Genomic DNA, 24,007 nt, shown 5'->3' with positions numbered 1-24,007 from the left:
GTACGTCCGCCCTCATTGCTGCCCCGAGAGGCAGATTAAGGACGACGAGTACTGTGGGACTCGCTTCCGGTCCTCCCGGCGGGAGGCGCGCAGCATCGGCACACAGCCGAGCAACTTGAGTAGTCTGCCATACGAGACACGTACCTGGCCAATCGGGCCGAAGAGAATACCCCTCCGGGCGATCACGTCAAACCGCGGGCCCCCTCGGCGCGCCGGAGTTCTCCCAGGCCAGAGGGACCTCTCCCGGCCCGCCACCGGCCCCTCGCCGTCCTCCCGGCCCGCGGCACCGCCACGTGGCCCCCCGAGGCGCCCCCCGTACGCGGAAGGGCCCCTTCCCCGCCGCCGGAGCGGTGGGGAAGGGGCCCTTCCGTCAAACATGGTGCCCGCTGGTGCGAGCTACCAGGTCAGAACACGAATTACTTCGTGATCTTGGTGACCTGGCCGGCGCCGACCGTACGGCCACCCTCACGGATGGCGAACTTCAGGCCCTCCTCCATGGCGACCGGCTGGATCAGCTGGACGGACATGTCGGTGTTGTCGCCCGGCATGACCATCTCGGTGCCCTCGGGGAGGGTCACGACGCCGGTCACGTCCGTGGTACGGAAGTAGAACTGCGGGCGGTAGTTGTTGAAGAACGGGGTGTGACGGCCACCCTCGTCCTTCGACAGGATGTACGCGGCGGCCTCGAACTCGGTGTGCGGCGTGACCGAACCGGGCTTGATGATGACCTGACCGCGCTCGACGTCCTCGCGCTTGATGCCACGGAGGAGCAGACCGACGTTCTCACCGGCCTGGCCCTCGTCGAGCAGCTTGCGGAACATCTCGATGCCGGTGACCGTGGTGGTGGTCTTCTCCTGCTTGATGCCGATGATGTCAACGGTCTCGTTGACCTTCAGGACACCACGCTCGATGCGGCCGGTGACGACGGTGCCACGACCGGTGATCGTGAAGACGTCCTCGACGGGCATCAGGAACGGCTTGTCGGTGTCACGCGGCGGGGTCGGGATCGCGGCGTCCACGGCGTCCATCAGGCCGAGGAGCTTGTCACCCCACTCCTTGTCGCCCTCAAGCGCCTTCAGCGCGGAGACCTGGACGACCGGCAGGTCGTCGCCCGGGAAGTCGTACTCGGAGAGCAGCTCACGGACCTCGAGCTCGACGAGCTCCAGGATCTCCTCGTCGTCCACCATGTCGGCCTTGTTCAGGGCGACGACGATGTACGGAACGCCGACCTGGCGGGCCAGGAGCACGTGCTCCTTGGTCTGCGGCATCGGGCCGTCGGTGGCGGCGACCACGAGGATGGCGCCGTCCATCTGCGCGGCACCGGTGATCATGTTCTTGATGTAGTCCGCGTGACCCGGGCAGTCGACGTGGGCGTAGTGACGCGCCTCGGTCTGGTACTCGACGTGCGCGATGGAGATGGTGATACCGCGCTGGCGCTCCTCAGGAGCCTTGTCGATCTGGTCGAACGCCGACGCCGCGTTCAGGTCCGGGTACTTGTCGTGCAGCACCTTGGTAATGGCGGCCGTGAGGGTCGTCTTACCGTGGTCAATGTGACCGATGGTGCCGATGTTGACGTGCGGCTTAGTCCGCTCGAACTTCGCCTTCGCCACGGGGGTCCTCCTGAGAGTGGTTCTGTACGCCTTGATGATCGTCGGCGCCAGGTGATCTTTGCTGGATAGCCGGTTCCCCCGGGGCAACGGGAGGGTTGCTCCTGTTGCCCCAGAGGCTCCGGTGGCAAGCCTAAAGCGTGTACTCGGAAGAGTTACTCGCCCTTGGCCTTCGCGATGATCTCCTCAGCGACGTTCCGGGGAACCTCGGCGTAGGAGTCGAACTGCATCGAGTAGCTGGCGCGACCCGAGGTCTTGCTGCGGAGGTCTCCGACGTAGCCGAACATCTCCGAAAGCGGCACGAGGCCCTTGACGATCTTGGCTCCGTGACGGTCCTCCATGGCCTGGATCTGGCCACGGCGGGAGTTGATGTCACCGATGACGTCGCCCATGGACTCCTCGGGCGTGGTGACCTCGACGGCCATCATCGGCTCAAGGAGCACGGGAGAAGCCTTGCGCGCGGCCTCCTTGAAGGCCTGCGAACCGGCGATCTTGAAGGCGAGCTCGGAGGAGTCGACCTCGTGGTAGCCACCGTCGAGAAGCGTGACGCGGACGCCCGTCATCTCGTAGCCGGCCAGGATGCCGAACTGCATGGCCTCCTGCGCACCGGCGTCGACCGAAGGGATGTACTCCTTCGGCACGCGGCCACCGGTGACCTTGTTCACGAACTCGTACGCCGGACCATCGGCGTCCGTGATCGGCTCGATCGCGATCTGCACCTTGGCGAACTGACCGGTACCACCGGTCTGCTTCTTGTGGGTGTAGTCGTGACGCTCGACGGCCTTGCGGATCGTCTCACGGTACGCGACCTGCGGCTTGCCGACGTTGGCGACGACCTTGAACTCGCGCTTCATACGGTCGACCAGCACCTCAAGGTGCAGCTCGCCCATACCGCCGAGGATGGTCTGGCCGGTCTCCTCGTCCGAGTGGACGTGGAACGACGGGTCCTCTTCCGCGAGGCGCTGGATGGCGACACCCAGCTTCTCCTGGTCGCCCTTGGAGGCGGGCTCGATGGCGACCTGGATGACCGGAGCCGGGAAGTCCATGGACTCCAGGATCACGGGCGCCTTCTCGTCGCACAGCGTCTCACCGGTGGTGGTCTGCTTCAGGCCCATGACGGCGACGATGTCGCCGGCGCCCACCGCGTCGATCTCCTCACGCTTGTTCGCGTGCATGCGGTAGATCTTGCCGATGCGCTCCTTCTTGCCCTTGACGGAGTTCAGCACCGCGGTGCCGGCCTCCAGGCGGCCCGAGTAAACCCGGACGAAGGTGAGCTTGCCGAGGTGCGGGTCGCTCATGATCTTGAACGCGAGGGCGGCGAGGGGCTCCTCGTCCGACGGCTTGCGCTTCACGACGACCTCGGCGTCCTTGACGTCGTGGCCCTCGATGGCCTCGATGTCGAGCGGCGACGGGAGGTAGCGCACGACGGCGTCGAGCAGGGGCTGGACGCCCTTGTTCTTGAACGCCGTACCGCAGAAGACCGCGGTGATCGTGGGCTCGCCCTTGCCCTTGCCGGAGCCGAGGATGATGCGGCGCACGGCCGCGTGCAGCTGCTCTTCGGTGGGCTCGGTGCCCTCCAGGAACAGCTCCATCATCTCTTCGTCGTTCTCGGCGACCTGCTCGACGAGGGTGGCGCGCCACTCCTCGGCCAGCTCGGTGTGCGAGGCCGGGATGTCGACGACGTCGTACATCTCGCCCTTGGTGGCCTCGGCGGACCACACGAGGGCCTTCATGCGGACGAGGTCGACGACGCCCTTGAAGTCCGCCTCGGAGCCGATCGGCAGCTGCATGACGATCGGAACCGCGCCGAGGCGGTCCTTGATCATGTCGACGCAGCGCATGAACTCGGCGCCCGTACGGTCGAGCTTGTTGACGAAGCAGATGCGCGGGACGCCGTAGCGGTCCGCCTGACGCCAAACGGTCTCGGACTGGGGCTCGACGCCGGCCACACCGTCGAACACGGTGACGGCGCCGTCGAGGACGCGGAGCGAACGCTCCACCTCGACGGTGAAGTCGACGTGACCCGGGGTGTCGATGATGTTGATGGTGTGGTCGACATCTTCGAGCGGCCAGTGGCAGGTGGTAGCGGCAGACGTGATGGTGATACCACGCTCCTGCTCCTGCTCCATCCAGTCCATCGTCGCGGCGCCGTCGTGGACCTCACCGATCTTGTACGACACACCGGTGTAGAACAGGATGCGCTCGGTGGTGGTCGTCTTGCCCGCGTCGATGTGGGCCATGATGCCGATGTTGCGCACCTTGGCCAGGTCAAGCGAAGTGGTAGCCATAAGGCTTCAGTCTTCTCTCGGTCTCGATGTGGGTTGCGACTACCAGCGGTAGTGCGCGAAGGCCTTGTTGGACTCGGCCATCTTGTGCGTGTCCTCGCGCTTCTTGACGGCCGCACCGAGGCCGTTCGAGGCGTCGAGAAGCTCGTTCATCAGGCGCTCGGTCATGGTCTTCTCGCGGCGGGCGCGGGAGTAACCCACGAGCCAGCGGAGGGCCAGGGTCGACTGGCGACCCGGCTTGACCTCGACGGGAACCTGGTAGGTCGCGCCACCGACGCGGCGGGACTTGACCTCAAGCGACGGCTTGACGTTCTCCAGCGCGCGCTTCAGCGTGATGACCGGGTCGTTGCCGGTCTTCTCGCGGAGGCCTTCCATGGCGCCGTAAACGATGCGCTCGGCGGTGGAGCGCTTGCCGTTCAGGAGGATCTTGTTGATGAGCGACGTCACCAGAGGAGAGGCGTAGACCGGGTCGATGATGACCGGGCGCTTCGGGGCGGGGCCCTTACGAGGCATTCTTACTTCTCCTTCTTGGCGCCGTAGCGGCTGCGGGCCTGCTTGCGGTTCTTGACAGCCTGGGTGTCAAGCGCACCGCGGATGATCTTGTAACGAACACCCGGCAGGTCCTTCACACGGCCACCACGCACGAGCACGATCGAGTGCTCCTGCAGGTTGTGACCCTCACCCGGAATGTAAGCGGTGACCTCGATGCCGGAGGTCAGACGCACACGCGCGACCTTACGGAGCGCCGAGTTCGGCTTCTTCGGGGTGGTCGTGAACACACGCGTGCAGACACCACGACGCTGGGGCGAAGCCTCAAGCGCGGGGGTCTTCGTCTTCTCGACCTTGTCCTGCCGGCCCTTCCGGACCAGCTGCTGGATCGTAGGCACTACTTCTCCGGTTTCTGTGTGCCGTGTAGTGAAGCTAACCTGGAACTTTTCCGACCCACGCGGTCGGGTGTGTCGGATCCGGCGGAGCTCCTCGCAAGCGTGGAGACGCATGAATCTCGGTGGCCGATGCGGCTCGCCGTGCGGTTGATGGACACGCACAGGAGCCCAGGCACACCCCAGGCACAAGGTCTGAGCGTACCCACCGCATCCACTCCGGTCAAAACATAGGCCCCGCCGCCACCGCCCGCGCGGCCGCGCAGCTCAGACGCCCCTTGGGTGTGGCCCTCCCGAGCCGGGGCGGCCGCGCGCAGGCCACACCGGCGTGGTAGGGCGGGCGAACTACACTGCCCAGCGAATCCCGCGAGTCAGTTCAAAAACGTACGAGCGCCAGGAGCAGGACATTGGGGACGGTCACCTCGGAGCCGACGACGGCCGGATCCCCGCCCTCCGGCGCCGTGCCACGGCGGCGCGCCGCCCTCTCGCGCCTGTACGGGCCCCTGCTCGCCTTCCTCGTCACCTCGGGCGCCTTCTGCGCCGCCTGGGCGGCCCGCGGCAGCTTCCCGTTCGGCAACACGGGCCGGGCCGTCAACGACCAGGCCAACCAGTACGTGCCGTTCCACCGCGCCCTGTGGGACCTGGTGCACGGCCAGGCCGCCGGCGACGTCGTGTTCAGCTGGCGCGGGGGCTTCGGACAGCAGTTCCTGTCCGACTACTACACCTACCTCGGCAACCCGTTCTCCTGGCTGGCCGTGCTCGTCCCGCGCGCCCACGTCGACCTGGCCGTCTTCCTGATCACCCCGGTGACGATGGGCGCGGCCGCCGCCCTGATGACGGTCTACCTGGGCAGGCTCCAGGCCGGCCCGTGGTGGCAGCGCGGGGTCCTCGGCGCCTGCTACGGCCTGTGCGGGTGGGCGCTGAGCGACGCCTCGTACATTCCGATGTGGCTGTGGGGCCTGGTCGCCCTCCCCCTCCTCGGCATCGCCGTCGAATGGTGCCTGGAGGGCCGCCGCTGGCCGGGGGCCGCCCTCCTGGTCGCCCTCGCCTGGTACGGCAACTTCTACACGGCGATGATGGCCACGATGGCCGCCTGCGTGCTGCTGGCCGTCCGCCTGCTGACCCTGGAGATGACGGGGGCGCAGCGGATGCGGGCGCTGTGGCGGGCGGCCACCGCCGCCGCGACGGGCATCCTCCTCACCCTCCCCCTCCTCCTGCCTTCCTTCCTCTCCAGCGGCGCCTCGCAGCCGACGAAGGCCGCGGCCTTCGACCCGGTGCGCATCGACGTCTTCCTGGCCGGCATGCTCCCGGCCACCCACCTGTGGGGCGGCCGGCCGCGTCTGTACGTGGCCTCGCTGGGCCTGATCCTGGCGGGGAGCTTCCTCCTCGACAGCCGCATCGCCGCCCGCACCCGCCTGGTCTGGGGCGCGGCGACGCTCCTCGTCCTGCTCTCCTTCCAGTTCCCCCCGACCCAGTACGTCTGGCACGGCCTGGCCGTCCCGAACGGCAACCCCTACCGCGAGACCTTCGTGTTCAGCGGCATGGTCGTGGTCCTGGCCTGGCTGGCCCTGGCCCACCGCCCCCGCCCCCTCCACCTGGCCCTGGCGGCCGGCCTGCTCGTCGTCGCCACCTTCGTCCTGCGCCACACGAACGACTTCGGCGGCTGGACCTGGCCCGCGGTCCTGGCCGGCGGCGCCCTCTCCCTCCTGGCCCTGACGCTGCTCTCCCTCTCCGGAAAGCACCGGGCCCTCCTCCCGCTCGCCGCACTGCTCATGATCGGCGTGGTCTTCGCCGAATCCACGGTCGCGGCGGCGAACGCGGACGCCCGCCGCTCCCGCGAACGCTGGGCGGCGCCCGCCCCGACCTCCAACCGCTCGATCACGAACCACTACGAAGCGGTCCGGAAGGTGGACGGCTGGCCCGCGTACCGGACGGATTCCGGCGCGCCCCAAACCTCGTACAACGACGCCCTGGCCCTCCGGGCCGAAGGCCCGCAGTACTACAGCAGCTACCTCCCGGAGGCCACGTACCGGGCGCTGGAGCCCCTGGGATACGGCTACAAGAACGACGGCCGCACCTTCTTCGGCGCCGACAACCCGGTCCTCGACGCGATCTTCTCCATCGGCGCCCGCGTCCGCCCGGGCACGGCCGCCGGGACCTGGACGGCGACGAAGCAGCCGGCCCCTCCCCTGGTCACGGTCCGCCCCACCACCCCGTACACCTCCCCCAACCCGGCGGCGAGCGTCTACGCCCGCCAGGAGACGGTCCTGGGCGCCACGGTCTACGAGGTCCCCGCGACCACCCGTGCCGGCTCGCAGACCTCCCAGACGTACACGGCCACCTGCACCCCGGGCTCGGAGGCCTACTGGTACTCCCCCGAGCTCTACGGCACCCTCCGCACCGACGGCGACCGCTCCCTCCCCCTGGAGGACCGCATGACCGGGGTCGTGCCCCTGGGCCCGGTCCCCGCGTCCGGCACGGTCACCGCGACGGTCGAGACCCGCACCGAAAACGCCACGGCCGGCCCGAACCCGATCGGCTGCCTGAACCGCACGGCCCTGGACACCCGCGTCCGGGACCTCACCACGACGGGCGCCACCGCGGTCCACATCGGCGGCCACACCATCGAGGCCACCCTCCCGACGACCGCCACCGGCACGGCCGTCTTCGCGATGACGGACATCCCCGGCTGGCAGTGCTCGGCCCCCACGACGGACTTCCACGGCCTCCTGGCCCTCCCCCTCACCCCGGGCACCCGCCACCTCTCCTGCACCTACACCCCCAAGGGCCTGACCCCAGGCCTGGCAGCAGCCACCCTGGCCCTCCTGACCCTGACCTCGGTCACGACAGCCGGCTACGTCCGCCGCCGGCGCGAGCGCGCATGACCGCCGGAGGGACCCGTCGTCCGGGTGCCAATCCCGCCGTTTCCGCAGCCCGGAGGCCCCTCGGTCAGTAGATTGACCGCCCGCGATTGATCGGGGGGCCACATGGATCCGGCATATCTCCCGGGCGACGGAGGACTGGACGACCGCGTCCCGTTCCTGGCCCGCCTGGAGAACGAGGACAGCACGGCGTTACGCAAGCTGGGGCGCGAGCTGCAGTTCGCCCCGCGCTCCCCGTTGATCCAGCAGGACGAACCGTCGACGCACGTCCTGCTCATCCTCACCGGCTGGACCAAGGTGACCGCCTCGGCGCCCACCGGCTATCAAGCCCTCCTGGCGCTGCGCGGGCCCGGTGACATCGTCGGCGAATCGGCCGCCGTCACGGGCAGCCCACGGTCGGCCACCGTCACCGCCCTGGAACGCGTCAGGGCGGTGGCCATCGACCACCGCGCGTTCCGCGCGTTCCTGGCCGACTGTCCGTCGGCCGCCTTCACCCTCCTCGGGCTGACCGCCGAGCGGACCCGGGCGTCGGACCGTCGGCAGCTGGCGCACGCCTCGACGAGCGTGCGCGAGCGCCTGGCGACGCTGCTGCTCGACCTCGCCCGTACCCACGGCCGCCGCAGCACGGGCGGGGTGGAGATCGCCGTGCCGCTGACCAAGCAGGAGCTGGCCGGTGCGGTCGGGGCCTCGCGCGAAATGGTCCAGCGCGCGCTCAAGGACCTCCGCGACCGGGGCGTCGTCTCCACGGGACGCCGCACGGTGGTGATCGCCCGTCCGGACGTCCTGCGGCGGATCGGCCGCCTCGACGCCTGAGTTCAGTGCACACGGTCACAGTCGCAGTGCGTCATCTGCCCTCACACCGTGCCCGGCCGCGCCCCCACTCTGGTGCGGCACCGGCACACGACCCGTGAGAGGCAGTCATGACGCACCCGCTCAACCGCACCCTGCTCCTGCTCGACATCGAGAAGTTCAGCGACCGCGACGACGTGGAACAGACCTATCTGCGCCGCATGCTCTACGACGTCGTCGAACGCGTCCTCCAGTCGGCCGGCATCGACCAGACCCTCCACCTGCGCGCCGACCGGGGGGACGGGGTGCTGGTGATGATCGACGCGAACGCCTCGCTGCCCCTCCTGCTGCGCGTCCTGCTCACCGAGGCCCCGGCCCGGCTGAGGGAGGTCAACCGGATGGCGTCGAGCGCGGCCCAGATCAGGCTGCGCGCGGTGGTGGCCACCGGCTTCGTCACCGTCGATGCCATCGACGGCTGGGTCGGCACAGACCTCAACCAGGCCTGCCGCCTCCTGGACGCCGACACCCTGCGCGCCGCACTGCGCGAGGGCAACTCGGACATCGCCCTGTGCGTATCCGAATCCGTGCACGCGGGGATCGTGCGCCACGACCACCAGGGCATTCCGGCGGACGCCTTCCACCCCATCACGGTGCAGAGCAAGAACGGCCCCCTGAAGGCCTGGCTCCACGGCCCCGTGCCCGCGGCCGCCGCCACCGCCCCGCCTGCGCAGGAGCCCACGCCCGCGCGGCAGCAGGAACGGGCAGCCGCCGAGGGCGGTGGCGCGGTCGAGTTCCACGGCACGAACAGCGGGGTGGTCGCGGGCCGGATCAACGGTCCGATGATCCAGGGCGGGGTGATCAACGGCGGAGTCACCTTCCACGGGAACCCGGGTGACGGCCGATGACCACGCCCGCCCCGGCAGATCACACCGACTCCAGGACCGAACCGGGCAAGCCGGCCGAACCCGCTGATCAGGACGGCCCGGACCAGAGCTCCGACGAGAAGGGCACCCCCAGGCGGGAGGAAGCCCCGCCGCAACGCGCCTGGGACACACTGCGCGACATCACCCGGCACGCCCCGGCCTCCGCCCGGTTCACCGGCCGCAACAGCGGGGTCGTCGCCGGCGAGATCAACGGCAACGTCACCAAGACCGAGCACCACTACTACGGCTCCTCCGGCCCCACCCGGACCTCCGGAGAGATTCCGGCTGACGAGCTGGACCGGCTGGCCCTCACGTTCGTCACCGAGAACACCCCGTTCGAGGAGCTCGTGGAGCGCCTGCGCAAGGAGCGGGTCCTGGTACTGACCGGCGTTCCCTTCACCGGACGACGTACCGCCGCACTGATGCTGCTGCGGCGGGCGGGTGCGACCCCAGTGCACGCGATCGACCGGGAGACGAGCCCGGGCACGCTCCTGGAGCAGATCCAGAAGGGTGAGGCCCCCGGCCACGTGCTGTGCGACCTGGTGACCTCCCGCGAGGAGCCGCTCCGCGAGACACATCTGCTGTCGCTCCACGACCACCTCCTGAAGCACGACGGGCACCTCGTGATCACCACGGGTCTGCGGCCCTGGACCGAGGAAGACGTCCGCACCTGGTCCTGGACCGCACCGAAGACCGAGGTGCTCCTGCGTTCCCACCTGGAGCGGGCCGTCGGCGAACCCACCGCACACCGGCTGCTGGAACTGTCCGAGACCCGCACGTTCCTCACCCGCGCCCACCAGCCGCGCGAGGTGGTCGCGTACGTCCACCAGCTCCGGCGCTTCGTTCAGGGGGAGATCCAGGAGAACGCCCTCGGGGAAAGGACCGCGGAACTGCTGGACGAGCAGGTGCGCGAGTGGTTCGAGGCCGACGAGGACACGCTCCACCTGCGGGAGAAGGCCTTCCTCATCGCCCTCGCCGCGTTCGACGCCGGCCCCTACGCCCTGACCGCCGAACTGAGCGACCTGCTGTTCCAGGAGCTCCAGGCGACCGCCGACTCCGGCCGGCCCAAGGCCGTCCCCGTCTTCGGCACCCACATCGGCAACCGGCTGAGGACGGCCCGCGCACAGCCGTACCCGGCGCAGGAGATGACCGAGTGGGGTCCCGTGGAGCAGCTCAAAGCCGAGTTCCTGGACAGCCGCACCGCCTTCGTCCTGCTGCGCGAAGTGTGGACGGGCCACCCTTCGGCCCGTCCCGCCCTGGTGGCCTGGCTCGGGAAGCTCATCGTCGACGGACGGCCCTTCGTCCGTACCCGGGCCGCGGCCACCGTCGGGGCGCTCGCCTTCACGGACCTGCCGTCCGCGATGGCCCTGGTCATCGAGCCCTGGGCCCTGTCCCGCAACCCCCAGCAGCGCGTCGGCGCGGTCAGCGCGCTGGCCCTGGCACACCGGGTGGGAGCTCCGAACATCCTGCGGATCACCGACAGCTGGACCGCGGACGACGACCGGCGGCTCTCCTGGGTGGGCATCCGGGTCCAGGGCCTTCTGGGCGCCGAACGCCCCCGCGAGGCGCTCGCCGCGCTCCGCGTACAGGCGCGCAAGCAGTACGACCCCGACGGGACCGGCCCCCTGGAGAACGACATCGCCCAGTCGGTCGAGCTGCTGTTGCTCTCCGAGGAATCCGAGGACGTCCTCTCCGAGGTCCTTCGCACCCTGGACGACCACCGCTCGGTGTTCCAGATCTCCGTGGCCGGGTTCCTCGGCGCCTGCCTGCACACGGCAGAAGAGGCACCCGACCTGCCGCTCGTCCTGCGCACCTACCGGCAGTCGCGCCTCGACGGCACACCGGCCGCCCACGGGATCCCCAGGCTGTGGAGGGCCGCCCTCGGCGATCCCGCGTTCACCACCAAGGCGCTGGACGTCCTGCGCGGCTGGGTCCTCGCGGCCGACCGGGACGACGCCACCTCCTGGGCCCTCGCCGACCTGCTGCCGAAGCTGGCGGACGACACCACCGCGCGGCAGCGCATCGAGCACCTCCTGCGGACGGTGCGCGGCGACGACGGCGGACCGCGCCCGGCCGCGGCCGACGACCTCCTCACGGCCCTGCACCGTGCCTGACCCCAAGGAGCCCCCTGTGTCACCGGCCCACTTCGATTGGTTACAGGCCGCCGACCGGCACACCGAGCTGGTCGACCCGGTCATCAGCGTCCGCCAGCTCCCCCGGTGGGACCTGCGCCGAAAGCGCCACACCCGGTTCGACCACTGTCTGGTCTACGCGACGCACGGGGGCGAGTACGTGGAGTTCCACCCACCCCACCGCCCCAGAGCCACCGCCCGCTACAGCGCCGTGTACGAGGTGGACCTGGGCGTCCACCTCGTCCGCACGGAGCTCGCTCTGCCCAGCTCGAACGACGCCCTGGAGTTCCAGGCCGAGGTCGAGTTCCGCTGGCAGGTCGCAGATCCGGTCGTGTTCGTCCGCAGCGGGGAACGCAACGTCCCCCGCATGCTGCGGGGCGAACTCGAACAGCACGCGCGGGGTCTCGTACGGCTCCACCCCGTCACCGACAGCGCCGCCGCCGAAGCGGAGCTGCTGGAATCCGCAGCCGGCTGGCCCCGGCTGGGGGCCGCGGCGGGCCTCAAGACCGACTGGACCCTGCGGCTGCGCCGCAACCAGCAAGCGATCACCCACCAGATCCGGCTCCAGGCCATCGGGCAGGAAGCCGAAGCGAAGATCCTCGGCAACGTGCTCGGCAAGGACGTGGACGCCGCGGCGGAGCAGCGCGAGGCGGCCCTCCTCCGGCTACAGGCCGAGAAGGTCGGCCTGTACGAGGAGTACCTGGAGCAGGGCGGGGCACGCGCCTCGGCCTGGTACCTGAGCCGGAATCCCCAGGCGGGCAAGGAGGTCATGGACAACCTGCGGGAGGATCAGCGACAGCTCGTCGAGAAGCAGCTGGAACTGGTCACGAAGCTGTTCGAGTCGGCGGAGGCCGAGACCCACGAGCTGGCAGAGCCCCGCAGGCACGCAGTCCGTGCGCTGACCGAGGTACTCACCCAACGGTTCCCGGGCGGCTCGGCCGGCACGGCCGCGGCGGTGCCCGACCAGCCGCCCTCCAAGGACCTGCCTCCCGGCTACGGCCTGACACCCGTCGACCCGGCCAAGGGGTGAGCGTGGACAAGAACTCCGAGCCCGGCGACGACCTCGACTACCGGCACGCTCCCGGCACCCGGATCCACTACCGGGCCCGCAGCCGCGCCACCGACCTGGCGGCCGTCGGCCGCCTCGCCCTCCACCTGCCCGGGGCACTGTGCGGCCTGCTGCTGATCGGCCTGCTGGCCCGTGGTCTCCAGGCGGCCACGGGCATCCCGTACGCGGTACCCGTCGGGCTGTGGCTGGCGGCCGGAGCCCTCGCCTTCCATCCCCCCTCCGAAGCCCTGCTGGCCCGGTATGTGCTGCGGCTCGGCCGCCCCCTGCCGCACGAGCTCGCCGTACTGGCGCCCGTGTGGCGCGAGGTGACGGCCCGCGCCGGGGTGGACGGCAGCCGCTACCAGCTGTGGATCGAGGACAGCGGGGGCCCGACGGCTTCGGGTGCCGGCGGCCACCTCGTCATCGTGACCCGGCAGGCGCTGGAGACGCTGCCCACGTCGCAGCTGGCGGCCGTCCTCGCCCACGAGCTCGGACACCACACGGCGGGCCACTCCTGGGCCCGGCTGCTGGGCTGGTGGTACGCGCTGCCCGGCCGGCTCGCCGGCTGGGCCCTGGCCGCGACGGCCCGTTCCGGCCGACGGGTGGCCAAGAGCGTGCCGACGTACGCCGTCGTGGGGGCGGCCCTGCTCGTGGTGCTGCTCTCCTACCGGGTCCTGGCCCTCACCTTCGGCCTGCCGCTGCTCCTGGCCGCCCTGCCCTTCCTGGTCGCCGCCGTGGGCCGCCGCACCGAACTGCGGGCGGACCGGCACGCCGCCGGCCTGGGGTTCGGTCCCGACCTCGCCCGGGTGCTCACCGCTCAGCCCGAAGAGGACGGGCCCGGGCTCCTCCGGCTGCTGCTCTCCCCGCACCCGCATCCCCGCACCCGCCTCCACCACCTCCAGCGGTACCTGGAGCCCCGGGGCCGGTAACGCCGCAGGGCGGCCACCCTCTCGGGTGACCGCCCTGCGGTTCATCGCTTCAGACCTCAGCCGTTGTACGGGCCGTAGTCGTAGTCCTCCAGCGGGACAGCCTGGCCGGAGCCGGTGCCGAAGGGGGAGTAGTCGATGTCGTCGTAGCCGACGGCCGAGTACATCGCGGCCTTGGCCTCCTCGGTCGGCTCGACCCGGATGTTGCGGTAGCGGGACAGGCCCGTACCGGCCGGGATGAGCTTACCGATGATGACGTTCTCCTTGAGGCCGATGAGGCTGTCGGACTTGGCGTTGATCGCCGCGTCCGTCAGGACTCGGGTCGTCTCCTGGAAGGAGGCGGCCGACAGCCAGGACTCCGTCGCCAGCGAGGCCTTGGTGATACCCATCAGCTGCGGACGGCCGGAGGCGGGGTGACCGCCCTCGGTGACCACACGACGGTTCTCGGTCTCGAAGCGGGAGCGCTCGACGAGCTCGCCCGGGAGGAGCTCCGCGTCGCCGGACTCGATGATCGTCACGCGGCGCAGCATCTGCCGGATGATGATCTCGATGTGCTTGTCGTGGATCGACACGCCCTGCGAGTTGTAGACCTTCTGGACCTCGCCGACCAGGTGGACCTGGACGGCACGCTGGCCGAGGATGCGCAGCACGTCGTGCGGGTTGGTGGCACCCATGGTGAGCTTCTGGCCCACCTCGACGTGGTCGCCCTCGTGCACGATGACCTTGGCGCGCTTGGAGATCGGGAACGCCGTCTCCTCGCTGCCGTCGTCGGGCGTGATGACGATCTTCTTCGTCTTCTCGGTCTCCTCGATCCGCACGCGGCCGGCGGCCTCGGAGATCGGGGCGACACCCTTCGGGGTACGGGCCTCGAAGAGCTCGACGACACGCGGCAGACCCTGCGTGATGTCGTCACCGGCCACACCACCGGTGTGGAAGGTACGCATCGTCAGCTGGGTACCGGGCTCACCGATGGACTGGGCGGCGATGATGCCGACCGCCTCACCGATGTCGACCAGCTTGCCGGTGGCCAGCGAGCGGCCGTAGCAGAAGGCACAGGTGCCGACGGCGGACTCACAGGTCAGGACCGAGCGGGTCTTGACCTCCTCGACGCCGTTCGCGATGAGGGCGTCGATGAGCACGTCGCCGAGGTCCACGTTCGCCGGCGCGATGACCTTGCCGTCGATGACGACGTCCTCGGCCAGCATGCGGGCGTACACGGAGGTCTCGACGTCGTCCGCCTTGCGGAGGACACCCGCCTCGTCCTTGACACCGATCTTGAGCTTGAGGCCGCGCTCGGTGCCGCAGTCCTCCTCGCGGATGATGACGTCCTGCGAGACGTCCACCAGACGACGGGTGAGGTAACCCGAGTCGGCGGTACGCAGGGCGGTGTCCGCGAGACCCTTACGGGCACCGTGGGTGGAGATGAAGTACTCCAGCACGGAGAGGCCCTCACGGAACGAGGCCTTGATCGGACGCGGGATGGTCTCGTTCTTCGCGTTCGACACCAGACCACGCATACCGGCGATCTGCCTCATCTGCATCATGTTTCCTCGGGCACCCGAGTCAACCATCATGAAGATGGGGTTGGTCTTGGGGAAGTTCGCGTTCATCGCCTCGGCGACCTCGTTGGTCGCCTTGGTCCAGATCGCGATGAGCTCCTGCGTGCGCTCGTCCTTGGTGATCAGACCGCGCTCGTACTGCTTCTGGACCTTCTCGTCCATCGCCTCGTAGCCCGCGACGATGGCCTTCTTGGCCTCGGGCACGACGACGTCGGAGATGGCCACGGTGACGCCCGAACGGGTCGCCCAGTGGAAGCCGGCCGCCTTCAGGTTGTCGAGCGTCGCCGCCACGATGACCTTGGGGTAGCGCTCCGCCAGGTCGTTGACGATCTCGGAGAGCTGCTTCTTGCCCACCGAGTAGTCGACGAACGGGTAGTCCTCGGGCAGCAGCTCGTTGAAGAGCGCGCGGCCCAGGGTCGTCTTCAGACGGAAGCTGTCGCCCGGCTGGAACTCCTGCTCGCCCTCCTCGGCAACCGGCGGCACCCAGCCGCGCGGCGGGATGGTGCCCACCGGGAAGCGGATGTCGACGGACGACTGCAGCGCGAGCTCACCGGCGTCGAACGCCATGATCGCCTCGGCGGTGGAGCCGAACGCGCGGCCCTCGCCCTTGACGTCACGGAGCTCACCGTCGGTGGTCAGGAAGAACAGACCCAGGACCATGTCCTGCGTCGGCATCGTGACCGGACGGCCGTCGGCCGGCTTGAGGATGTTGTTCGAGGACAGCATCAGGATGCGGGCCTCGGCCTGCGCCTCCGCGGAGAGCGGCAGGTGGACGGCCATCTGGTCACCGTCGAAGTCCGCGTTGAACGCGGTGCAGACGAGCGGGTGGATCTGGATGGCCTTGCCTTCGACCAGCTGGGGCTCGAAGGCCTGGATGCCGAGACGGTGCAGCGTGGGCGCACGGTTCAGCAGGACCGGGTGCTCGGCGATGACCTCTTCGAGCACGTCGTACACGACCGTGCGGCCGCGCTCGACCATGCGCTTCGCCGACTTGATGTTCTGCGCGTGGTTCAGGTCGACCAGGCGCTTCATCACGAACGGCTTGAAGAGCTCCAGCGCCATGGCCTTGGGCAGACCGCACTGGTGCAGCTTCAGCTGCGGACCGACGACGATCACGGAACGCGCGGAGTAGTCCACACGCTTACCGAGAAGGTTCTGACGGAATCGACCCTGCTTGCCCTTCAGCATGTCGCTGAGGGACTTCAGCGGACGGTTGCCGGGGCCCGTCACCGGGCGGCCGCGACGACCGTTGTCGAAGAGCGCGTCCACGGCCTCCTGGAGCATGCGCTTCTCGTTGTTCACGATGATCTCGGGCGCACCGAGGTCGAGAAGGCGCTTCAGGCGGTTGTTGCGGTTGATGACGCGGCGGTACAGGTCGTTGAGGTCGGAGGTCGCGAAGCGGCCACCGTCGAGCTGCACCATCGGACGCAGGTCCGGCGGGATGACCGGCACGCAGTCGAGCACCATGCCCTTGGGGCTGTTGCTGGTCTGCAGGAACGCCGAGACGACCTTGAGGCGCTTGAGCGCACGGGTCTTCTTCTGGCCCTTGCCGGTACGGATGATCTCGCGGAGGCGCTCGGCCTCCTCCTCCAGGTCGAAGGACTCCAGGCGCTTCTGCAGCGCCGCGGCACCCATCGAGCCGTCGAAGTACGTGCCGAAGCGGTCACGCAGCTCGCGGTAGAGGAGCTCGTCGCCCTCCAGGTCCTGGACCTTGAGGTTCTTGAAGCGGTTCCACACCTCGTCGAGGCGGTCAATCTCGCGCTGGGCGCGGTCGCGGAGCTGCTTCATCTCGCGCTCGGCGCCTTCGCGCACCTTGCGGCGCACGTCGGCCTTGGCGCCCTCGGCCTCCAGCTCGGCCAGGTCGCTCTCAAGCTTCTTGGCGCGGCCTTCGAGGTCGGCGTCGCGGCGGTTCTCGATCTGCTGGCGCTCGACGGAGACGTGGGCCTCCAGCGACGGCAGGTCGCGCTGACGGCGCTCGTCGTCGACGAACGTGATCATGTACGCGGCGAAGTAGATGACCTTCTCAAGGTCCTTCGGCGCGAGGTCCAGCAGGTAGCCCAGGCGCGACGGGACGCCCTTGAAGTACCAGATGTGGGTGACGGGAGCGGCGAGCTCGATGTGGCCCATGCGCTCACGACGCACCTTGGCGCGCGTGACCTCGACGCCACAGCGCTCACAGATGATGCCCTTGAAGCGGACACGCTTGTACTTGCCGCAGTAGCACTCCCAGTCCCGGGTCGGACCGAAGATCTTCTCGCAGAAGAGTCCGTCCTTCTCGGGCTTGAGGGTGCGGTAGTTGATGGTCTCCGGCTTCTTGACCTCGCCGTGCGACCAGGTTCGGATGTCGTCCGCGGTGGCAAGGCCGATCCGCAGCTCGTCGAAGAAGTTGACGTCGAGCACTGTGCGTCAATCCCTCTTTCGGGGTCGAGTCTCAATCATGGTCTGAACGGTCCCGGGGACGGCCGGGGGATCACGCGGATCCCCCGGCCAGGCCCGTCAGACCTCTTCGACGCTGCTCGGCTCACGCCGGGACAGGTCGATACCGAGCTCCTCCGCCGCGCGGAAGACGTCCTCGTCGGTGTCGCGCATCTCGATGGACATGCCGTCCGAGGACAGCACCTCCACGTTGAGGCAGAGCGACTGCATTTCCTTGATGAGCACCTTGAAGGACTCGGGAATGCCCGGCTCGGGGATGTTCTCGCCCTTGACGATGGCCTCGTAGACCTTCACGCGGCCGGTCACGTCATCGGACTTGATCGTCAGGAGTTCCTGGAGCGCGTACGCGGCGCCGTAAGCCTCAAGCGCCCACACCTCCATCTCACCGAAGCGCTGACCACCGAACTGCGCCTTACCACCCAGCGGCTGCTGCGTGATCATCGAGTACGGACCGGTCGAACGGGCGTGGAGCTTGTCGTCGACCAGGTGGTGCAGCTTGAGGATGTACATGTACCCGACCGAGATCGGGTCCGGGAACGGCTCGCCGGAGCGGCCGTCGAACAGGCGCGCCTTACCGGTCGGGAGCACCATGCGCTCGCCGTCGCGGTTCGGGATGGTGTGCTGGAGCAGGCCGGCCAGCTCGTCCTCACGCGCACCGTCGAAGACGGGGGTGGCGACGTTGGTGCCGGGGGCGACCTGGTCGGCGCCGATCGCCTGGAGGCGCTGCGCCCACTCGTCCGCGAGGCCGGAGACGTCCCAGCCGCGGCTGGCGAGCCAGCCGAGGTGGATCTCCAGGACCTGTCCCGGGTTCATTCGGGACGGGACACCCAGCGGGTTCAGGATGATGTCGACCGGGGTGCCGTCCTCAAGGAAGGGCATGTCCTCGATCGGGAGGATCTTGGAGATGACACCCTTGTTGCCGTGACGGCCGGCGAGCTTGTCACCATCGGTGATCTTGCGCTTCTGGGCCACGTAGACGCGGACCAGCTGGTTCACGCCCGGAGGAAGCTCGTCGCCCTCCTCGCGGTCGAAGACGCGGACACCGATGACCTTGCCGATCTCACCGTGCGGCACCTTGAGCGAGGTGTCACGCACCTCGCGGGCCTTCTCACCGAAGATCGCGCGGAGCAGGCGCTCCTCGGGCGTCAGCTCGGTCTCACCCTTCGGGGTGACCTTGCCGACGAGGATGTCGCCGGCGACGACGTCCGCACCGATGCGGATGATGCCGCGCTCGTCGAGGTCCGCGAGGACCTCCTCGGAGACGTTCGGGATGTCCCGGGTGATCTCCTCGGGGCCCAGCTTGGTGTCACGGGCGTCGACCTCGTGCTCCTCGATGTGGATCGAGGAGAGGACGTCGTCCTGCACGAGGCGCTGCGACAGGATGATCGCGTCCTCGTAGTTGTGGCCTTCCCACGGCATGAACGCGACGAGCAGGTTCTTGCCGAGGGCCATCTCGCCCTCTTCGGTGGCCGGGCCGTCGGCGAGGACCTGGGCCTCGACGATCCGGTCGCCCTCGTTGACGATGACCTTCTGGTTGACCGAGGTGCCCTGGTTCGAGCGGGAGAACTTGGCGACACGGTACGTGGTGTACGTGCCGTCGTCGTTGGCGACGGTGATGTAGTCGGCCGAGACCTCCTGGACGACACCGTCCTTCTCCGCCTTGATCGAGTCGCCGGCGTCGACCGCACAGCGGTACTCCATGCCGGTGCCGACGAGCGGGGCCTCCGCCTTGATGAGCGGAACGGCCTGGCGCATCATGTTCGCGCCCATGAGGGCGCGGTTGGCGTCGTCGTGCTCAAGGAAGGGGATCATCGCGGTCGCGACGGACACCATCTGGCGCGGCGAGACGTCCATGTAGTCCACGTCGGACGGCTCGACGTAGTCGACCTCGCCACCACGCTTGCGGACCAGCACACGGCCTTCGGTGAAGCGCAGGTCGTCGTCCAGGCGGGCGTTCGCCTGGGCGATGACGAAGCGGTCTTCCTCGTCGGCGGTGACGTAGTCGACCTCGTCGGTGACGACACCGTCCACGACCTTGCGGTACGGGGTCTCGATGAAGCCGAACGGGTTGATGCGGCCGTAGGAGGCCAGCGAGCCGATCAGACCGATGTTCGGGCCTTCGGGCGTCTCGATCGGGCACATGCGGCCGTAGTGCGACGGGTGGACGTCACGGACCTCGAAGCCGGCCCGCTCACGGGACAGACCACCCGGGCCGAGGGCGTTGAGACGACGCTTGTGCGTCAGGCCCGACAGCGGGTTGTTCTGGTCCATGAACTGCGACAGCTGGCTGGTGCCGAAGAACTCCTTGATGGAGGCCACGACCGGCCGGATGTTGATCAGGGTCTGCGGCGTGATCGCCTCGACGTCCTGGGTGGTCATGCGCTCGCGCACGACGCGCTCCATACGGGCGAGACCCGTACGGACCTGGTTCTGGATGAGCTCGCCGACGTTGCGGATACGACGGTTGCCGAAGTGGTCGATGTCGTCGGTCTCGACGACGATCTCCCGGCCCGACTCGCCGACGGTCTCGGTCTCGCCCGCGTGGAGCTTCACGAGGTACTTGATCGTGGCGATGATGTCGTCGGTGGTGAGCACACCGGCGTCGAGCGGCTCGTCGGCGCCGAGCTTCTTGTTCACCTTGTAGCGGCCGACCTTCGCGAGGTCGTAGCGCTTCGGGTTGAAGTAGAGGTTCTCCAGCAGCGTCTGAGCGGCCTCACGGGTCGGCGGCTCGCCCGGGCGCAGCTTGCGGTAGATGTCGAGCAGCGCGTCGTCCTGGCCCTGGGTGTGGTCCTTCTCCAGGGTGGCGCGCATGGACTCGTACTCGCCGAACTCCTCCAGGATCTGCTCGGTGGTCCAGCCGAGGGCCTTGAGGAGGACGGTGACGGACTGCTTGCGCTTGCGGTCGATGCGGACGCCGACCATGTCGCGCTTGTCGACCTCCATCTCCAGCCAGGCACCCCGGGAGGGGATGATCTTGGCGGAGAAGATGTCCTTGTCGGACGTCTTGTCGATGGAGGAGTCGAAGTAGACACCCGGGGAACGGACGAGCTGCGACACGACGACGCGCTCGGTGCCGTTGATGACGAAGGTGCCCTTGTTGGTCATGAGCGGGAAGTCGCCCATGAAGACCGTCTGAGACTTGATCTCACCGGTCTCGTTGTTCGTGAACTCGGCGGTGACGAAGAGCGGCGCCGCGTACGTGAAGTCGCGCTCCTTGCACTCGTCGACGGAGTTCTTCGCCGGCTCGAACCGGTGGTCGCGGAACGTCAGCGACATCGACCCGGAGAAGTCCTCGATCGGCGAGATCTCCTCGAAGATCTCTTCCAGACCGGACTTGGTGGGGACGTCCTGTCCACTCTCAAGCGCCGACTCGACGCGAGACTTCCAGGCGGCATTGCCGAGCAGCCAGTCAAAGCTCTCGGTCTGCAGCGCCAGGAGGTTCGGAACCTCAAGGGGCTCCTTGATCTTTGCAAAGGAGATGCGCAGCGGGGCGGTGCTGGCACCGGTGTTCGTATTGGTCGAGGCGTTGCGCGAGGCGGCCAAGAGGGGGTCCTTCCGAGGGCTCGGACTCACTACGCGCGTACCGGTCCCAGCCGACACAGAAGACAGAATCTCCCCAGCTGGACTAAAAGACCAGGTCAGGGCGTATCAATCCGGTGTGCTCTAGCGTGGGCATGCCCCTGGCGACGGGCAGGGGACAGCTAACAGGCAGCGCAAAGGGTCAGTGTAGCCACTTGGCTCACTGATGTCCAGACCAGGTTTCCGGAAACCGGCAACAGGCCCTTCCCCACGTCCTCAACCAACACCGCGTCCAACCAACACCGCGGCCGTTGCCACGGCGCCCGCACACAGAGCGCGTATCAGTACTGCCCTCTTCGTAGTCGATCCATGCCTCGGATCTCGGATCGAACCGGGCGACCTCACGACGGGACTGAGAATTGCGCGCCGCTGGCCGTTCGTCAAGGCCCCGTGCTCCGAGCGGATCATCTCCGGACCCTGCGTCGGGGCAACGAAGATCACCCTACTCCCCAACGAGAGCAGGGCAAGTCAGGCACTGCGGATACGCCGAAGGGCGACCACCCTTACGGGTGATCGCCCTTGGCTGAGGCCGTCAGGCGGCCTCAGAGGTGTTACTTGACCTCGACCGAGGCGCCAGCGGCCTTGAGGGCCTCAGCGGCCTTGTCAGCGGCTTCCTTGTTGGCCTTCTCCAGGACCGGCTTCGGGGTGCCGTCGACGAGGTCCTTGGCCTCCTTCAGACCCAGGGAGGTCAGCTCGCGCACGACCTTGATGACCTGGATCTTCTTGTCACCGGCGCCGGTGAGGATGACGTCGAACTCGTCCTTCTCCTCAACGGCGGCACCGGCGTCGCCACCACCGGCGGCCGGGGCGGCAACGGCGACGGCCGCGGCGGCGGTGACGTCGAACTTCTCCTCGAAGGCCTTCACGAACTCGGAGAGCTCGATGAGGGTCATCTCCTCGAACTGGGCGAGGAGGTCTTCCTGAGAGAGCTTCGCCATGATGGGCGATCCTTCCACTAATTCGGCAGGTGCCGGATGTATAGAGAGGCGGGCGTAACGGCCCGCTACGACCCACGCACTAGGCGGCGTAGATCAGTGCGCGAGCCGAATTACTCGGCACCGCCCTGCTCGGCGAGCTTGACGCGAAGGGCGTCCGCGGTGCGGACGAACTTCGACGGCAGCGCCTGGAAGAGCGAGGCAGCCTGGGACTGCTTGCCCTTGAACGCGCCGGCCAGCTTGCTGAGCAGAACCTCGCGGGACTCAAGGTCCGCAAGCTTCTTGATCTCATCGGCGGACAGCGCCTTGCCATCAAGGACACCGCCCTTGATGATGAGGTTCGGGTTCTCCTTGGCGAAGTCACGAAGACCCTTGGCCGACTCCACCGGGTCACCGGTGATGAAGGCGGCACCCGTCGGACCAGTGAACTGGTCGTCGAGCGAGGTGATCCCGGCGTTGTTAGCCGCAATCTTGGTCAGCGTGTTCTTCACCACGGCGTACTGGGCGTTCTCACCGAGCGAACGACGCAGCGTCTTGAGCTGCTTCACGGTGAGACCCCGGTACTCGGTCAGCACAACGGCGTTCGAGCTGCGGAACTTGTCCTCAAGCTCGGCTACGTCGGCAGCCTTGTCGGGCCTTGCCATAGAGCGTCGGCCTCCTTCCGGGTGATGAGGACCGCTCAGAAGGGGCTGACATACAAAACGCCCCGACGCAGGCGTCAGGGCGTAGCTCAACCGGATGTACATCCAGGAACGATTCCACAGTCACCTGCGCGGGTCGTCCGCAGTAGCGGATCCTTCGGCCACCACACCCTCTACGGGCGCAGCAACGACCAGCGGTCTTTGGCTTCTGTGGAAGCGTACGCGAAGCAATGCACACGGAGCAAATCCGCCCCCGGACCCGCCCCCGACGGGCCCGGGGCCGGCCCTCAGCCCTGGTCGGAACCCTTGGCGCCGAGGTCCACGACCTGGTCGGCCGGCGGGGCGGCGATGTCGACCGGCTGGTTGTAGTCCAGGAACTTCATCGTCATGTCCATGGGGCCCTTGGTCGCCTCGGCGCGGGTGCGGACCTGCTTGGTGTGGTCGCCCTCGTCGATCCACATGTCCATGTTCATGCTCTTGATGCCCTCGCCCTCCAGCTTCCGGATGGACTTCTCCTGGCGCTCCCTGGCTTCGGGGGCGAGGGTGGCGAGGGAGGCGCGCATCTGCTCGACGGTGACCGTGCCGGAGACGTGCCGGGTCCTCACCCCGTCGATGGTCTCCTCGCCGACCGTCTTGAGGTCCTTGGCGCCCAGCAGGTCGCCGGCGCGGTCGCCGGGGTTCTCGCCGGCGTTGGCCGACCCGGCGCCGAGGCCGTCCAGCTGCTTGGCGGCATCCGGATTCGCGCTCTTCACGTCGATCTTCAGGTACGCGCCCTCGGAGCCCATGTACATGACCCCGTCGACGAGACGGAGGTCCACCCCCGCCGCCTCGCCCTGAGCGGTCATCTTCATGGACATGGCCACGGACGGCTTGATGCGCAGGGAGACGTCCGCGTTGACCGGCCGGCCCTGCGCGGTGCCGGTCATCGTGTAGCGGAGCGAGGTGATCTCCTCGGACTTCTTCTTCGCCTTCTCCAGGTAGGTCGCCGGCGTGGCGTCCGCCGCGCCCCGGGCCGGCTTCCCGGCGGCCGGCGCGGCGGCGGAGGGCGTCGCGGCCGCCGCCTTGCCCCCGTCGTCCTTCTTGCCGCCCTCGCAGGCGGTCGTGGCGCCGCCCACGAGGAGTACGCCGGCCAGTGCGGCCATGGCGGTGTTCTTGCGGTGCACGAGCATGGAGTCCCCACCCCTGGTGTGATCGATCAACCGTCCGACCCTACGGTGCGGAGTCGGCAGAGGCGTACCGGATATCGGTCACGGGGGACGACGAAACGGGCCCCGCGCCCCCCCCGGGGGGGGGGGGGGGGGGCCGGCGGCCGGCCGTCGGCATCACCTTCAGGGCCACCTCGGGTTCCGCCCCGGGCCCCCGGTCCCGGTCCGCCGCCCGGCCC

General features: G+C 68.6%; 15 protein-coding genes. 6 read left to right on the top strand and 9 right to left on the bottom strand.

Going from position 1 to position 24,007, the window contains the following annotated elements; all coding sequences use genetic code 11:
* Positions 1-416 precede the first annotated feature (416 nt).
* The 4 genes from tuf to rpsL form a co-directional block, all read right to left on the bottom strand.
* Positions 417-1,610, bottom strand: coding sequence for an elongation factor Tu (tuf, locus tag WDV06_RS20365; RefSeq protein WP_395511205.1), 1,194 nt, complete (start codon positions 1,608-1,610; stop codon positions 417-419).
* Between the two features lie 152 nt (positions 1,611-1,762).
* The gene (fusA, locus tag WDV06_RS20360) at positions 1,763-3,895 is read right to left on the bottom strand and encodes an elongation factor G (protein WP_045945283.1); all 2,133 of its coding nucleotides are present in this window, start codon (positions 3,893-3,895) and stop codon (positions 1,763-1,765) included.
* A 39-nt stretch (positions 3,896-3,934) separates the two neighbouring features.
* Positions 3,935-4,405, bottom strand: a complete 471-nt coding sequence (rpsG, locus tag WDV06_RS20355; protein ID WP_007265894.1) for a 30S ribosomal protein S7 — start codon at positions 4,403-4,405, stop codon at positions 3,935-3,937.
* 2 nt (positions 4,406-4,407) lie between these two features.
* The gene (rpsL, locus tag WDV06_RS20350; RefSeq protein WP_007265893.1) at positions 4,408-4,779 is read right to left on the bottom strand and encodes a 30S ribosomal protein S12; all 372 of its coding nucleotides are present in this window, start codon (positions 4,777-4,779) and stop codon (positions 4,408-4,410) included.
* Positions 4,780-5,180: 401 nt separating this feature from the next.
* Here rpsL and WDV06_RS20345 point away from each other — a divergent pair, with 401 nt between their 5' ends.
* From WDV06_RS20345 to WDV06_RS20320, 6 genes are all read left to right on the top strand, one after another.
* Complete coding sequence (locus tag WDV06_RS20345; protein ID WP_395511204.1) at positions 5,181-7,658, top strand: YfhO family protein; 2,478 nt, start codon at positions 5,181-5,183, stop codon at positions 7,656-7,658.
* A gap of 102 nt (positions 7,659-7,760) precedes the next feature.
* Positions 7,761-8,468 (top strand): Crp/Fnr family transcriptional regulator, encoded by a 708-nt coding sequence (locus WDV06_RS20340; RefSeq protein WP_395511203.1) that lies wholly within the window; start codon positions 7,761-7,763, stop codon positions 8,466-8,468.
* Positions 8,469-8,575: 107 nt separating this feature from the next.
* Positions 8,576-9,349 (top strand): hypothetical protein, encoded by a 774-nt coding sequence (locus WDV06_RS20335; protein WP_395511202.1) that lies wholly within the window; start codon positions 8,576-8,578, stop codon positions 9,347-9,349.
* Complete coding sequence (locus tag WDV06_RS20330; RefSeq protein ID WP_395511201.1) at positions 9,346-11,481, top strand: hypothetical protein; 2,136 nt, start codon at positions 9,346-9,348, stop codon at positions 11,479-11,481. Before WDV06_RS20335 ends, WDV06_RS20330 begins: the two co-directional genes overlap by 4 nt.
* A gap of 16 nt (positions 11,482-11,497) precedes the next feature.
* On the top strand, positions 11,498-12,529 hold the full coding sequence (locus WDV06_RS20325; protein ID WP_395511200.1) for a hypothetical protein: 1,032 nt from the start codon (positions 11,498-11,500) through the stop codon (positions 12,527-12,529).
* 2 nt (positions 12,530-12,531) lie between these two features.
* Entirely contained in the window at positions 12,532-13,476 is a 945-nt protein-coding gene (locus WDV06_RS20320; protein ID WP_395511199.1) for a M48 family metalloprotease, read from the top strand.
* A 56-nt stretch (positions 13,477-13,532) separates the two neighbouring features.
* Here the strand turns inward: WDV06_RS20320 and WDV06_RS20315 are convergent, their stop codons facing one another.
* The 5 genes from WDV06_RS20315 to WDV06_RS20295 all read right to left on the bottom strand — a co-directional run bounded on the left by WDV06_RS20315 (position 13,533) and on the right by WDV06_RS20295 (position 23,822).
* Positions 13,533-17,432: a DNA-directed RNA polymerase subunit beta' gene (locus tag WDV06_RS20315; RefSeq protein ID WP_362144131.1), complete on the bottom strand. Its 3,900-nt coding sequence runs from the start codon at positions 17,430-17,432 to the stop codon at positions 13,533-13,535.
* Between the two features lie 96 nt (positions 17,433-17,528).
* The gene (rpoB, locus tag WDV06_RS20310) at positions 17,529-21,011 is read right to left on the bottom strand and encodes a DNA-directed RNA polymerase subunit beta (RefSeq protein ID WP_045945278.1); all 3,483 of its coding nucleotides are present in this window, start codon (positions 21,009-21,011) and stop codon (positions 17,529-17,531) included.
* 587 nt (positions 21,012-21,598) lie between these two features.
* Positions 21,599-21,985 (bottom strand): 50S ribosomal protein L7/L12, encoded by a 387-nt coding sequence (gene rplL / locus WDV06_RS20305; RefSeq protein WP_395511198.1) that lies wholly within the window; start codon positions 21,983-21,985, stop codon positions 21,599-21,601.
* Between the two features lie 110 nt (positions 21,986-22,095).
* Complete coding sequence (gene rplJ / locus WDV06_RS20300) at positions 22,096-22,626, bottom strand: 50S ribosomal protein L10 (RefSeq protein ID WP_395511197.1); 531 nt, start codon at positions 22,624-22,626, stop codon at positions 22,096-22,098.
* A gap of 284 nt (positions 22,627-22,910) precedes the next feature.
* Positions 22,911-23,822: an SCO4651 family lipoprotein gene (locus WDV06_RS20295; RefSeq protein WP_395511196.1), complete on the bottom strand. Its 912-nt coding sequence runs from the start codon at positions 23,820-23,822 to the stop codon at positions 22,911-22,913.
* Between the last annotated feature and the right edge of the window lie 185 nt (positions 23,823-24,007).

The sequence above is a fragment of the Streptomyces racemochromogenes genome (assembly GCF_044129415.1).
GTDB lineage: Bacteria > Actinomycetota > Actinomycetes > Streptomycetales > Streptomycetaceae > Streptomyces > Streptomyces racemochromogenes_A.
The sequence above is the reverse complement of the archived record's forward strand: the minus strand, read 5'-3'. Positions and strand labels throughout refer to the sequence as shown.